The organism is Paenibacillus sp. TSA_86.1 (assembly GCF_052691815.1).
On the sequence record NZ_JBQZGE010000017.1, the window covers coordinates 65,623 to 79,751 of the forward strand.

The 14,129-nt window shown below is 44.6% G+C and carries 11 protein-coding genes; 10 read left to right on the forward strand and 1 reads right to left on the reverse strand.

From position 1 onward, the window contains the following. Positions 1–38: 38 nt before the first annotated feature. Both ACUTVW_RS23520 and ACUTVW_RS23525 read left to right on the forward strand, forming a co-directional pair. Positions 39–446, forward strand: coding sequence for a hypothetical protein (locus ACUTVW_RS23520; RefSeq protein WP_445647988.1), 408 nt, complete (start codon positions 39–41; stop codon positions 444–446). A gap of 12 nt (positions 447–458) precedes the next feature. Further along, on the forward strand, positions 459–773 hold the full coding sequence (locus ACUTVW_RS23525; protein ID WP_445647989.1) for a hypothetical protein: 315 nt from the start codon (positions 459–461) through the stop codon (positions 771–773). A 138-nt stretch (positions 774–911) separates the two neighbouring features. Here ACUTVW_RS23525 and acnA read toward each other — a convergent pair whose 3' ends face one another. After that, positions 912–3,626 carry an aconitate hydratase AcnA gene (gene acnA, locus ACUTVW_RS23530; RefSeq protein WP_445647990.1) on the reverse strand — a complete coding sequence of 905 codons (2,715 nt, stop codon included), beginning with the start codon at positions 3,624–3,626 and terminating at the stop codon, positions 912–914. 360 nt (positions 3,627–3,986) lie between these two features. Between acnA and ACUTVW_RS23535 the strand changes: the two genes are divergently transcribed. The 8 genes from ACUTVW_RS23535 to ACUTVW_RS23570 all read left to right on the forward strand — a co-directional run bounded on the left by ACUTVW_RS23535 (position 3,987) and on the right by ACUTVW_RS23570 (position 13,963). Further along, a complete protein-coding gene (locus tag ACUTVW_RS23535) occupies positions 3,987–4,985 on the forward strand; it encodes an amidase domain-containing protein (protein ID WP_445647991.1) in 999 nt (332 codons plus the stop codon). A 135-nt stretch (positions 4,986–5,120) separates the two neighbouring features. After that, positions 5,121–6,221 carry a D-alanine--D-alanine ligase gene (locus ACUTVW_RS23540; protein WP_434748117.1) on the forward strand — a complete coding sequence of 367 codons (1,101 nt, stop codon included), beginning with the start codon at positions 5,121–5,123 and terminating at the stop codon, positions 6,219–6,221. A gap of 61 nt (positions 6,222–6,282) precedes the next feature. Beyond that, entirely contained in the window at positions 6,283–6,606 is a 324-nt protein-coding gene (locus tag ACUTVW_RS23545; RefSeq protein ID WP_445647992.1) for a hypothetical protein, read from the forward strand. Positions 6,607–6,799: 193 nt separating this feature from the next. Then, positions 6,800–7,801, forward strand: coding sequence for a UV DNA damage repair endonuclease UvsE (uvsE, locus tag ACUTVW_RS23550; RefSeq protein ID WP_445647993.1), 1,002 nt, complete (start codon positions 6,800–6,802; stop codon positions 7,799–7,801). 109 nt (positions 7,802–7,910) lie between these two features. Next, the gene (locus ACUTVW_RS23555; protein ID WP_445647994.1) at positions 7,911–8,774 is read left to right on the forward strand and encodes an inositol monophosphatase family protein; all 864 of its coding nucleotides are present in this window, start codon (positions 7,911–7,913) and stop codon (positions 8,772–8,774) included. A gap of 42 nt (positions 8,775–8,816) precedes the next feature. Continuing rightward, positions 8,817–9,134, forward strand: coding sequence for a hypothetical protein (locus ACUTVW_RS23560; protein WP_445647995.1), 318 nt, complete (start codon positions 8,817–8,819; stop codon positions 9,132–9,134). A gap of 266 nt (positions 9,135–9,400) precedes the next feature. Beyond that, positions 9,401–10,726, forward strand: a complete 1,326-nt coding sequence (locus ACUTVW_RS23565) for a stalk domain-containing protein (RefSeq protein WP_445647996.1) — start codon at positions 9,401–9,403, stop codon at positions 10,724–10,726. Between the two features lie 159 nt (positions 10,727–10,885). Continuing rightward, a complete protein-coding gene (locus ACUTVW_RS23570; RefSeq protein WP_445647997.1) occupies positions 10,886–13,963 on the forward strand; it encodes an STAND family AAA ATPase in 3,078 nt (1,025 codons plus the stop codon). Positions 13,964–14,129: the final 166 nt, after the last annotated feature.

Below are 14,129 nucleotides of genomic sequence, written 5' to 3' on the forward strand. Positions count from 1 at the left end.
TACCTATATGTTCACTACACTAGGAGGAGGGGCTTGAATTGATTTTGTTAGCTGAACAGCTTGCCGGAAGAATGAGAGCGCTGATCGCTATCGAAAGTGAGATCGCAGACGCCACGCATAGACAAGAAGAACAACATGTCGTGCGAGAGTTGGAAGAGAAAAGGTCCACACAGATTCGCAGCTTCACGCGCGATGAATTATTAGTTATCAAAACGGTAATGAATGTTGGCCGATGCGAAAGAGGTTATCGTTATTATGCCAACTCAGAGAACACAGATTATTATGAGATCATTCACCTGCCCATTGAGTTGAACGAGCATGAGTTGATGCAGAAGTATTCATATTACCTGGTACATAAAACAGAACGCGAGCTTGCAGATAGCATGGAGTTTTATACGGCTGTTTCTGAACAGCTGAAGGAAGGCATGGCTATTTTGAAAATCTAGGAGGTAGATCGGATGATTATGAAAATTTCGTATTATACCCCTGACGGTTTCTATTATTATGTCCCTGACGAATATGCAGAGCAGATCGAAGCGTGGAGAAATGAATTTTCTGATTTTCTGCAAAGCATTGAAGGTAAACATCCGTTTACGGAATATGTGGAATCCATTAATTTCGATGGTGAACTGGAATATGGGGCGTATACTCGTAGTTATGGCGGGGATGACTTTATGGATTGGATCAACGTGGAAAAGTTGAAATGTAGGGGAATCTATCGTATTCCTGCACCACCAGATGATTCAGACGTGGGAATCAGGATCGATTTTTGAGTAGATCGGGGTCCCAACTCAACTCAAGCTGAGTTCCCAACTCAATAAATCAAAAATCAAAAGCCCCGCTTCATCGTGCAGGCTGCACATGAAGCGGGGTTTTGCTATATCATTTTATCCCATGAAAGATTAAGGGGGTTACGCTTTTTTCATCATTTGACGCAGTACCGTTTGCAGGATACCACCGTTGTGATAGTAATCCACATCAACCATGCTGTCCAGACGAGCGATAACAGGGAAGTCGAACTGTGTACCGTCTTCACGAGTTACGGTTACTTTCAATTCTTGACCTGGTTTCACATCGTTGCTCAGACCCGTGATGTCAAACGTCTCACGTCCGTTCAGGCCAAGGCTGGACCAGCCGTGACCTTCCTGGAATTGCAATGGCATAACGCCCATACCTACCAAGTTACTGCGGTGGATACGCTCGAAACTTTCTGCGATAACGGCTTTGACGCCGAGCAAGAACGTTCCTTTGGCTGCCCAGTCACGGGAGCTTCCTGTACCATATTCTTTACCTGCGATAACGATCAGGTTCTGTCCTTCATCCTGATACTTCATGGAAGCATCATAGATGGACATCTCTTCGTCCGTTGGCAAGTATTTCGTAATACCGCCTTCGGTTCCTGGAGCTACCTGGTTACGAATACGGATGTTGGCGAAAGTACCGCGCATCATGACTTCATGATTACCCCGGCGTGAACCGTAGGAGTTGAAGTCTTTGCGCTCTACGCCATGCTCTTTCAGGTACAATCCGGCTGGACTGGACGGAGCAATGTTACCTGCTGGTGAGATGTGATCCGTTGTTACGGAGTCACCCAGTAACGCCATTACGCGTGCAGAGCGGATGTCAGCAATATCGTTCAGCTTATCGCCAAGCTCCTGGAAGAACGGCGGGTTCTGGATGTATGTGGAGTTTGGATCCCACTCATACAGTTCGCCTTCCGGTACAGCGATGTTGTTCCAGCGCTCATTGGCAGTAAATACATTCTCATATTTGTTGCGGAACATCTGAGCATTCAGGGAGCTTGCAATAGCATCCTTGATCTCTTCCGAGCTAGGCCAGAGGTCTTTCAGGAATACAGGTTGATTATTTTGATCGTGACCGATTGGATCGGTTTCGAAGTCGATATCTACTGTACCTGCGAGTGCGTATGCAACAACGAGTGGTGGAGAAGCCAAGTAGTTCGCTTTTACTTGTGCGTGTACACGGCCTTCGAAGTTACGGTTACCGGACAGTACAGCCGCTACAGTCATATCGTTGGCAGAGATTGCTTCGCTCACTTCATCCGGCAGTGGGCCGGAGTTACCGATACAAGTTGCACAGCCGTAACCGGCAACGTTGAATCCGAGTTTGTCGAGATACGGGATCAGGCCTGCTTTTTCCAGATACTCGGTAACGACGAGGGAACCTGGAGTCAAGCTGCTTTTCACATATGCTGGTTTAGTCAGACCCAGTTCAACTGCTTTTTTCGCAAGCAAACCTGCGCCGACCATAACGCTAGGGTTAGATGTATTCGTACAGCTCGTGATCGCCGCAATGACTACAGCTCCAGCTTTCATTTCAGTTGTGGAACCGTCAGGGTGCTTCACAGGCACTTTTTGTTCAATCTTCTCATCGCTCAGTCCATATCCGCCTTTGTCGACAGGTGTACGGATGATGCTGTTGAAGCTTTCTTTCATTTGAGTCAGCTCGATACGGTCTTGTGGACGTTTAGGTCCTGCAAGACTTGGTACAACAGAGCCGAGATCCAGTTCGATTACATCCGTGAATTCCGGATCAACGGTGCTGGAAGTGCGGAACATGCCTTGAGCTTTGTAATAAGCTTCAACCAGTTCTACTTGCTCATCGGAACGTCCGGTGCTGCGCAGGTAGTTCAATGTTTCGCTGTCTACCGGGAAGAAACCGATTGTTGCGCCGTATTCCGGTGCCATGTTGGCAACAGTTGCACGGTCAGCAAGACCGATGTTGGCAAGGCCTGGTCCATAGAACTCAACGAATTTGCCGACAACACCTTTTTTACGAAGCATTTGAGTAACGGTGAGCGCGAGGTCAGTTGCTGTTGCACCTTCGCTCAGGCTGCCTGTCAATTTGAAACCGATAACGTCTGGTGTTACAAAATAAAGCGGTTGACCAAGCATACCTGCTTCGGCCTCGATACCACCTACACCCCAGCCGACAACACCGAGACCATTGATCATGGTGGTGTGAGAGTCGGTACCTACGAGGGAATCCGGGAATACAACCGTTTCGCCATCAACCGTTTTGGTTGCAGCCACGGAAGCAAGGTACTCCAGGTTAACCTGGTGAACGATCCCTGTGGATGGTGGAACAGCACGGAAGTTATTGAATGCCGTTTGTGCCCAGCGAAGGAAGCGATAACGCTCTTCGTTACGCTCGAACTCCACTTTGATGTTGTAATCCAGTGCATCACTGGTTCCGAATGCATCGACCATAACGGAGTGGTCAATAACGAGATCAACGGGAACGAGCGGGTTGATCTGTTTCGGATCGCCGCCTGCTTTTTTCACAGTATCGCGCATGGCTGCAAGGTCTACAACAACTGGTACACCCGTGAAATCTTGCAATACGATCCGCGCAGGGATAAAAGGAATTTCCTTATTGTTATCACGGCTATCTGCCCAGCCGGTCAGTTGTTTCACGTGTTCTTCCGTGATAGCACGTCCGTCGAATTGACGAATCGCTGCTTCAAGCAGCACTTTAATCGAGAAGGGGAGCCTGGAAAGGTCACCGTGGCCGCCTTCCTGAAGAGCATCGAGACTGTAGTAGCGGTAAGACTTGCCTCCAACCTCAAGCGAACGAGCGGCGGAGTAATGGTTCTTGGCTGACATACATGTACCTCCTTAAAATGTGTCGGTGAGATGAAGAAAACGTTCATGTCTAATGAAGAACAGGCCTTCACCGTTCCGTGTTCTTGTTTAGTAGTTTCATCAGGTGAAACATAATTTCATAATCATAACTTTAGTTTTAAGTATACCGTTTTCACATCCGTACGTAAAGGGCTTTTTGCCTGTTCAAGCTAGCGTTTGAACGGATGAAGGCGTTTACTACATTCTGGTATGAGTGTGGACGAATTTGATCTTTTCAGGTCACAGATTAGGTGTCTCATCTGAGCTGTGTACATACAAACAAGGTTCCCTTCATATGAATAGTAGGAGCAGACTGAACTCATACCAAAGGGGGACACAAGCTTGGAACGCGAATGGAAGAGTGCCTTGTATACGTACGTCAACCAGTACAATCGCTGTGAGATCGATTACCGTCCGCAGACGAGTGAACGAATCGTAACCGATCCTGAATTTGTAGTGGAACGGGGAGAACGCATGGCAAGGCTGGATGAATGGTACCGCAGACGGCGCGCCGTGCCTCTTCGCAGCGAGACCAGCGCCAAGCTTGTACGCACACTCATTGATGGATCGGACGAAGCGGTCGTGGAAGTGCAGCTTTACAGCAGGCTGTTCTATGAGAAGAGCGGCATCACCCATCGGGAAGATCGGATCGAACGGGAACGATTAACTTTCTTATGCGAAAATGGGCGGTGGAGCATCGCGCGTGTGGAACGGGAAGTGCCGGAACGCCGTCCGGCGGGCGAAGGACGCCCGTATCAGCAAGCCGATTTTGTACAGGCGGTAAACAGGCCACTGCTCAACCGGGAAGTATTGGGGCAGGGCAGAAGTGCCAGACGGCAAACCTATCGTCGGGATCTGGCTGTCGCCTACGCAGATCGGTGGTGGAACGCAGGCAATCCGGCATTTGAAGAATTCGATGTGGATTGCACGAATTATGTGTCCCAATGTCTCTTTGCAGGGGAAGCACCCATCCACTATACTGGTAGAAGAGAAGCGGGCTGGTGGTATAAAGGGTATGTGAATGGCATGGAAATGTGGAGTTACAGCTGGGCTGTCTCCAACAGTCTGGCAAGGTATCTTTCCGGCAGCAGCTGGGGGCTGATAGCCACCGAGTTGGATCGCCCGGAGCAACTTATGCTGGGCGATGTTATTTTCTATGACTGGGACGGGGATGGCCGATTCCAGCACAGCACGGTAGTCACCGCTTTTGATGCGGGAGGCATGCCGCTTGTAAACGCACATACGGTGAGCAGTCGTCATCGTTTCTGGGATTACCGGGATTCGTATGCTTGGACAGAACGGACGGTTTACCGGCTTTTTCATATTGCAGATGAGTTCTAAGAAGGAAAGATTTGCGGGATGCGGTGACGCAGACAGCCGGTTCCGTGTAAAATAAGAACAGAGACCGGAAGCAGCAGGCAAGTGTTTGAAACGGCTGCGCAGACAGCATCAGGTACAGATAATCGGAGGTTATGCATGAGTATGGATAAATTAAAAGTAGGCGTCGTATACGGCGGAAAATCGGGCGAGCATGAAGTATCGCTGCAAACGGCGTTTGCTGTAACAAATGCATTTGACTATGAAAAGTATGAACTGGTTCCTTTTTATATCTCCAAACAGGGGACGTGGAAAAAAGGAGCGGTGATGCATGCACCCTTTGCACGCATCGAAGATTTGAAGCTGGAAAGATCTGCGGGCGGCACACAGGAAGCGCTGAATGCATTGTTCGCACGTCTGTACGGCGGGGCGGAAGCACTCGACATTATGTTCCCGTTGTTGCATGGTACGTTTGGTGAAGATGGCACGATCCAAGGGATGTTTGAGATGGCGGATATGCCTTATGTGGGTGCAGGCGTGCTGGCATCAGCAGGCGGCATGGACAAAGTAGTCATGAAGAAGTTATTCGCTCAAGCCGGAATTGATCAGTGTGCCTTTACTTATTTTAACGTGACACAATGGAAACAGACTGAACACGAAATGATCGTACAGGTCGAAGATCAGCTCGGTTACCCGTGTTTCATCAAACCGGCTAATCTTGGCTCTAGCGTAGGTATTTCCAAAGCGCGTAACCGCGATGAACTGAAAACAGCGATCGAGTTTGCACTCCGGTACGATACCAAAGTTGTGATTGAGGAGTTTGTGGAAGCGCGTGAAGTCGAGGTTAGTGTTCTTGGCAATGATGAACCGATGGCATCGGTTCCGGGCGAGATTGTATCCTCAGGTGAGTATTATGATTATGCAGCCAAATACATCGACGGCCAGTCCCAGATGCTGATTCCTGCACCACTGGACACAGAAGCGGCAGATCGCATCCGTGAAGCGGCTTTACAGGCATTCCGCGCCATTGAAGGTAACGGTATCTCGCGTGCAGATTTTTTCATCCGCAAATCGGATGGAGCGTTACTAATTAATGAAGTGAACACGATGCCAGGTTTCACACCATACAGCATGTACCCGCTTTTGTGGCGCGAAACAGGTGTATCGTATGCCGAATTGCTCGATCGCATGATTGAACTGGGACTGGAGCGGTATAACCGCAAGCAGGCACTGAATTACGAGAACGGCGTTCAGGCATAGTCTAAGACGATCCGAATGTTCGAGTAAGGGTTCCGATATCAGGAGATTGGGAGGAATGTGCATGGGATTTCAGACAGAGTTTAATTCCGTATGTAAATTCAAAAGCGAGCAGGAGCTCTTCGAACTGCTGGAATACGGTCGCGGCAAAATGGTCAAACAAGGCTTCCGGGTGTTCCCTACCGGGCAAAAAGTCATTGCTTACACCCCGGATAACGTAGCCGTGGCGATTGTGAAGATTGTGGCTTCCATTGCGGAGATCAATTTTCAGAACCAGGAAGTGACGGAAGTGGAAATGCAACTGATCCGCAAGCTGAATGAGGAAGAATCACGGATTCAGACAGCACTTGCCGATGAGATGTTTTTTGGGGAACAGGCTGAGGGTTAGCGTCTGCCAATGGAGGGCGACCATAGAGCCTCATAAGGTCTAGCTTCTGTAAGAGAGCGATTGACTGGATTTGCAATCATACGATTATGCTCCCTTGTTTAGGGTAAAACTTGGTTATATATCATGTCGGCTATCTCCGCGGGCTACCTTCAGCCGTGCAGTCTGTCCGTCCTAAACAGAGAGGAAGAAATTCATGCTTGTACGTTTCGGTTACGTGGCAATGTCGGTGCTGGTGGAGAATGCTTCGCCTTCCAAGACCATGACGATGGCCAGTTTTAACAAAATCGACGACAGGGAAGCGGCCATTCGCAAGCTGGAACGCATTGCAGCCGAGAACCTGCACAATACATTACGTTTACTTCGGCATAATAAAGGTAGCCATATTCATGTATATCGCTTTTCTTCAAAATTAATTCCACTGGCAACCCATCAGGATCTGAGTGACTGGGACCCGTTTCCGGCGCTGAAGCCGGACTTTGAAGCGATTGGCGATTTCGTGAAGGAAAATCAGATGCGTGTATCCTTTCATCCGGATCACTTTACTGTCTTGAGTACTCCTCGCGAAGAGGTGCTGCGCAACTCGATGAAGGATCTGCGTCATCATGTTCGTATGCTGGATGCGATGGGTCTGAATGCGACAGCGAAGAATAATATTCATATTGGTGGTGCATACGGGGACAAGCCTTCGGCTGCACGGCGTTTTGAAGAAAATTTTCTGAAGCTGGATCGGGATATTCAGGAGCGACTGACGCTTGAAAATGATGATAAAACCTTCAATTCGCCCGAAACGCTGGCGGTGTGTCAGAACCTCGGTTTACCGATGGTGCTGGATATCCATCACCAATGGGTGAACAACGAAGGCGAGCAGCCATGGGAGCTTTGGCCGGATATTCTGAAGACCTGGGAGTCACCGCTCGCGCAGGCGGATGCACTGCCGGACAGACCTTTAGCCCCCAAAATTCATGTATCCAGCCCTAAAAGTGAAAAGGACCTTCGCGGTCATGCGGATGGAGTGGAGGTTGAGCCCATACTCGATTTTCTGCGTCATATTGCCCCGCTCACACCGACCCTCGATGTGATGATCGAGGCGAAACGCAAGGATGAAGCTCTGGTGCAGCTGATGCAGAAACTGGCCTTTTATCAGGATGAGGGTGTGGAATGGGTGGACGAGTCTACCGTTCGCATCCATCCGTGAAGCCAAAAGGGGCTTGGACAGCAAGAAACTTTACGGACGCTCGGACGTATACTTCTAACAAGTATTTTTAACTTTTTCGTAGATTGATATAGAAAGTAGAGTGAACGCTTTGAGTGAAAAGGAAAAGGTACCTTATGTCGTGACAAGCAAAAGCTATACTGCCGTTGCCATTAATGCTGCGTCCAAGGCGGGCGAGTGGATCAAGAGCCGTCTGGGCACGGTAAGTGAACTCGGAACGAAGTATTCTCCTCAAGATCTGGTTACCGAAGTGGATAAAGGTGCAGAGCAGATGATTCGCCGCCTGATACTGACCCATTTTCCAGACCACGCTATTCTGGGTGAAGAAGGAGTCGAACCGGGGCCTGAGGCTTCAGCAAAAGCGCTGAAAGAGGCAGCAGAGGAAGAGTACCTCTGGATTGTTGATCCGGTGGATGGAACGACGAACTTTGTGCACGGATTCCCATTCTATTCGGTGTCCATTGCACTGGCGCATAAGGGCGAAGTAATCGTGGGTGTCATCTACGACCCTTCGCGGGATGAATTATTTGTTGCGGAAAAAGGTAAAGGAGCCTACGTGCACGGAAACCGGATGACGGTATCGGGTGAAGAGACGCTGGCACAGAGCCTTGTCGCGGTGGGCTTCCCGGCAGATACAACATTTGCGCTGCCACTCAATATGGCTGCTGTTCAAGCCCTTGCTCCGCAAGTACGCAATCTGCGTGCAGGCGGTTCAGCTGCAATTCATCTCGCTTACGTGGCTGCTGGTCGACTGAGTGCTTACACGGAAGTGGGTCTCAAACCTTGGGATATTGCTGCAGGTGCGCTGCTGGTTGCGGAATCTGGCGGTAAGGTGACCGATACGCTCGGAACGTCATATACGCTAGCCGTGAACCACATCGTTGCCAGCAATGGCAAGATTCATGACGCATTGACGGGTGTACTTAAAGAAGCCAAGGCTACCGGACTGGAATAATCTGATTGCAGCATACACCACTTATCAAAGGAGCGAATTACGATGGATGAATCCAAAGAACTGGAACGACGGCTGAGCGATATGCTGACGGAAGGAGACATGGAAGCGTCTGGCGATGTTGAAGAGCGTCAGCGTCAGCTCATTCCTCCGAAGTACGAGGTGCGCATTCAGACAGAACGAGACCCGATTGTGGAGGAAACGTTAAAGTATCGTACCATGGCCCGTGAACTGGATGATCGATATGACCGGTATCTGGATCGTGCTGCCGGGCAGAAAACGAAGGCAAATGGCGAAGCAACGACAAGTCAGCGTGCAGATCAAGATCGAGTGACGAATCAAGGTACAGACAGCGAAACATAACCTGCGTGGCACTTACGATCATCAAGAGACATGCCATCATTCCTAGACCTACAATCCTTAGAATTACGCTCATTAACGGAGACAGGTTTTATAAATAACAGGCTTCCTGACAAGGGGAGTCTGTTATTTTGTGTGCACATAGAGGCAAGAGGACAAAGCTATTACGGAAGTGATAGAATAGAGATACACAAGCATATGTCATCGGAATGATGGATGTACTATATAATCGTGTAAATGCTGGTTTAACTAAAGGAGTGTTCACAAGAATGAAGCGTAAACGTATTTGGAAAAACACCGCGGCAGGACTGAGCGCCAGCATGCTGGCGGGTATGTTGCTATTCACATCGTCCGCATTCCCGGCACATGCTGCCGATGCCAAAACGGGCGTGTTACCTGCGGCTTCCAACGAAGCATCGCTTACAGCAACCAAGAAAGATGCTACTGCGGTAACGAAAGAGTTCCGAGTTGTCACATTGGGCGATTCTATCACCGTAGGGTATGAGCCAAAAATGACTACGTTGCCTTACGGTTACGTGGAGCGTTTGCAGGAACAGGGCTTGCTCCATGGACGTACGCAGGTGGATAACTTCGGCATCGCTGGACTTAAAACCGGCGGTTTGAAGAACTTTACCGATGCGATCAAGGAAGGCAAGACGCTGACTTCGGAAGCCATTCAACCAAGTCTGCCTGATCCAAGAGCAGGACAGATCGGAGCTAATACGGCTGCGATCCGTGAGAGTATTGCACAGGCTAATCTCGTTGCGATGACGATTGGCGGCAATGATGTCTCGGAGCTTCTAGGTACAGCGAACACCATGAGCGACCAAGAGCTGCAAGAGAAAGTGAAGGAACTGCTGTCCACGTATACAACCAATGTTACTGCTATCATTAATGATATTCATGCGATTAATCCAACTGCCCGAATTGTTATTGCTGACCAGTATCAGCCGATGCCAGAAGTAGCAGGCAAAGAGCTGTATGCCAAGCTGATGCAGGCTTCCCAAGGATTCACACAAACGATTGATGGCATTGCTGCTCAGTTCACAGCTCAGGGTGCAGATGTAAAAGTCGCTCATGTAGCCAAAGACTTTGTTGGCGGTGAGGGCACGATGACACATATGATCAAAAACCGTGATTTTCACCCGAATCAGCTCGGATATGCTGCTATTGCTGAAGAGTTTGCAAAAACCATCTGGGGCGATTACACGAAACTGACTGCACCCGATGCGGGCCAACCGATGAACATCATCGTAAGTGGCAAGACGCTGAACACACCGTATAAACCCGTTATTCGTAACGGCAAAAACTTCGTCGCGATCCAGGACATTGTGAATGCGGTTGGTGCCAAAACAGTATGGGACAACAAAACGTCAACTGCAACCATTACTTACGGTGACCGCACAGTAGCTGTGAAGATTGGAGCGAATGCCGTGAAAGTGAACGGCGCATCCGTTGCAGTGGATACCCCGGCCTTCTTGAACAAAGTAGGCAAGGAAGCTAAAACCTATGTACCGGTAGCTATGGTTGCCGAAGGTCTTGGTTTTGACGTGCAATATATCGCGAAGCTCAGAACGGTATTTGTTAATCCGTAATGATTATTTTAAGCAATGCTCCACGGAGCATTGCTTAAAATTTGTAAATAAGGGAGGAAAATTAGCATGATGTGTCAAATTATCTCTACTGTTAAGGATTTTTGAAAAGAATGGTTCAGGATTTCCCTCTTATTATTATATGATGTGGAAGGTGATAAAATGAGAATCGGAATACTTCAACTCAGCGATATTCATATAAAAGTTAGTAGTAATAGCATCATTTCTAAATATAAGGCGATAATACCTGCGATTAAAGAATATTTATTTGAGCTCGAATGCCTATTTATCGCAATAACAGGAGATAGTGCTTTTTCAGGTAAACAAGAAGAATACATAATTGCAATGGAAATTTACGAAGATATAAAGGCTCAGATCAATTCAATAAAGGAAATTGATGTACATTTCATCATTATTCCAGGTAATCATGATTGTGATTTTGGACTAAGTACTAGAGTTCGAGATGGTCAAATCACTTTAATTCAGCAAGGTAATGCAGAAATTGATAAAGATGTGATTGAAGAATTGATCAAACCTCAAAAAGAATTTTTTAATTTTCTTAGTTGTTTTGATCCAGTCAGTAATAAGATATATTCAAATTATTTGTTTACAAAATACGCTTTTAATCTCCAAGGATATTCGGTCGCGTTTAATTGTCTCAATTCATCATGGATATCTGAACTACATGAGAAGCCAGGAAGCCTAATATTTCCTATTGATATGTATAAAGATGTTATAAAAAACAATAGTGAAGATTTGAATATTACTGTGATACATCATCCAAGGAATTGGTTTCAGCCTGAGAATGCTAGAATCATAACAAGTCATTTGGAAAAAAATTCTGATATAGTATTAACTGGTCATGAACATGTTGCCACAGGGAAAAAAGTGGAAAGTTTCGAAGGGAGCATTACTCAATATGTGGAAGGTGGGGTTCTGCAAGAGTCATTTAATGACGAAATCAGTGAATTTAATATTATTCTGTTTAACTTAGCTGAAAAATATCAAAAATTTTCAAGATATTCATGGAATGGAGAGTATTATTCTAATAATTTCGAAACTGAATGGAAAAAATTTGATAAAAGCTCTTCTCATAATGCCTCTACCTTTACTTTATCTGATAATTTTGCTGAATCATTAAATGATCCTGGCATTAATATAAAGCATCCGCGTAAAACGAAGGTAAGTTTAGAAGATATATATGTATTTCCCGACGCTAAAAAAATTCTGAATAATGATAAACCAAATAAAATAGAGCAAATTATTAATTTATCTAAACTTAAAGATTATAAAAATGATTTTAAAGTAATAATATATGGTGCTGAGAAATCGGGAAAGTCAGCCTTAACTAAAATTATATATCACCATTACTATCAATCAGGATTTATACCTGTTTATTTAGATGCTCAAAGTATAACAGGATCCTCTATTTCAGATGTAAATAAGGTCATTTATAAAAATTTTACATTACAATATTCTAAGGATGCATTGGAAAGATATAAACAAGTTGAAGAAAAAAGAAAGCTTTTAATAATTGACGGACTGGAGAAATATAGATTTAATAGTAAAAATTTAATCGATTTAATTGATGGGCTGACGTCTGTGTATCCTAATATAATTATTACTGGTAATGAGATGCTTAAATTATCAAATTTAATACTTGATGAAGAGCCTGATAAAAACTCTATAGAGCAATTCGAAAAATTTGAGATTTTACAATTTGGTCACGTAAAAAGAGCAGAGTTTGTAGAGAAATGGAACACTATAGGACAAATGAGCATGTCAGATCAAGATATAATCGAAAAGCAAGATAGGATGTTAGCTGACATCAACACAGTAATTGGCAATAATTTTGTGCCATCTTTTCCATTCTTTTTGCTTATATTACTTCAAACTGCTGAAAGTGGATTTCCACACAGTAATAAAGAATCAGCATATGGATATTACTACGAATTGTTAATCACGCAATCGTTTATTAATATAAATATGCAGAATAAAGAGATTGATGCATATTATACGTATATCGCAGAATTAGCTTTTTATTTTTATGAGAACGAGATAGTTGAATTTTCAAAATTAGAATTTAGCGATTTTAATACTTTATTGAATCGAAAATATGATCTAAGCCATGATTTCGAAAAGACAGTTAGTAAATTGACGTCATCAGGAATAATCGAAAACAGTAATAATTCTTTTAGATTTAAATACAGTTACATCTACTATTATTTCGTAGCAAGGTATCTGTCTATGAAAATAACCGATGAGAAGATCCGAAGTATAACCATTAAGATGTGTACAAACTTACAAGTAGAGGAGTATGCTAATATATTAATGTTTCTTACTCACCTTTCTAAAGACCCATTTATCTTAAATAGTCTTTATGACCAAGCAAAGAAAATTTTTAATGAGTTTGAACCAACAAAATTAGATAAAGATATTTCATTACTTAATGAACTTGCAGTTGAAATACCGAAAATTGTATACAACAACATTGAAGTAAAAAAACATCGTGAAGAAAAATTAATGGCTAAAGATGAAATTGAACGAAGCAAGAGAGAAATGGCCACTACCACCGATGGTGAGAGAAGAGACGAAACTGTAATGGATGTTGTTGCAAAGCTTAATGTAGCATTCAAAACTATAGAAATTATGGGTCAAATTCTTAGGAATTACTATGGCTCTATAGAAGCTTCAGAAAAGCTTTATTTAGCTGAGGAAACTTATATGATAGGCCTCCGCACCTTGAACTCATTTTTATCACTTGTAAACAATAATGTACACAGTATTTCCGCGAAAATTGAAAGAATAATTCAAGAAGAAGAAAAAAATCCAAATAAAACAGAAGTCGAGAAGTTATCGAGAAGGGTGCTTTTTAATCTTTGTTGTACTATAGCTTTTCAAACTATTATAAAAATATCTGAATCTATAGGTTCGAAAGAATTATATCTAACTTATAAACAAATTTCTGAGAAACATAATATGACCTCAGTGAAACTAATTGAAATTTCTATTAAATTGGATCAATTACGTGCACTTCCATACAATGATATTAAGCGGATAAAAGAAAGTATAGAAGGCAATATAATTGCTACAAGCCTTCTGAAATTATTGGTGATTAATCATTTATATATGTATGATACCAATATAAGTGATAAACAAAGAATATGTTCACTATTAAGTATCCCGATTAGTAAGCAGATTAATATAGATATTACTTCAACCCAAAAAAAGAATAGATAGAATTTAATATGTAAAACCGCTAATTATTATCTCGGCGGTTTTTTTGACTTGTCATCCGACCATGGATGTGTAAATATGAAAATAACTTACAAGTAAACTGGCATATGCAACCCAATTCAGACCCTTATCAGCTTCATCGTAGGCCGGTATCCCTCTAATCCAGCAA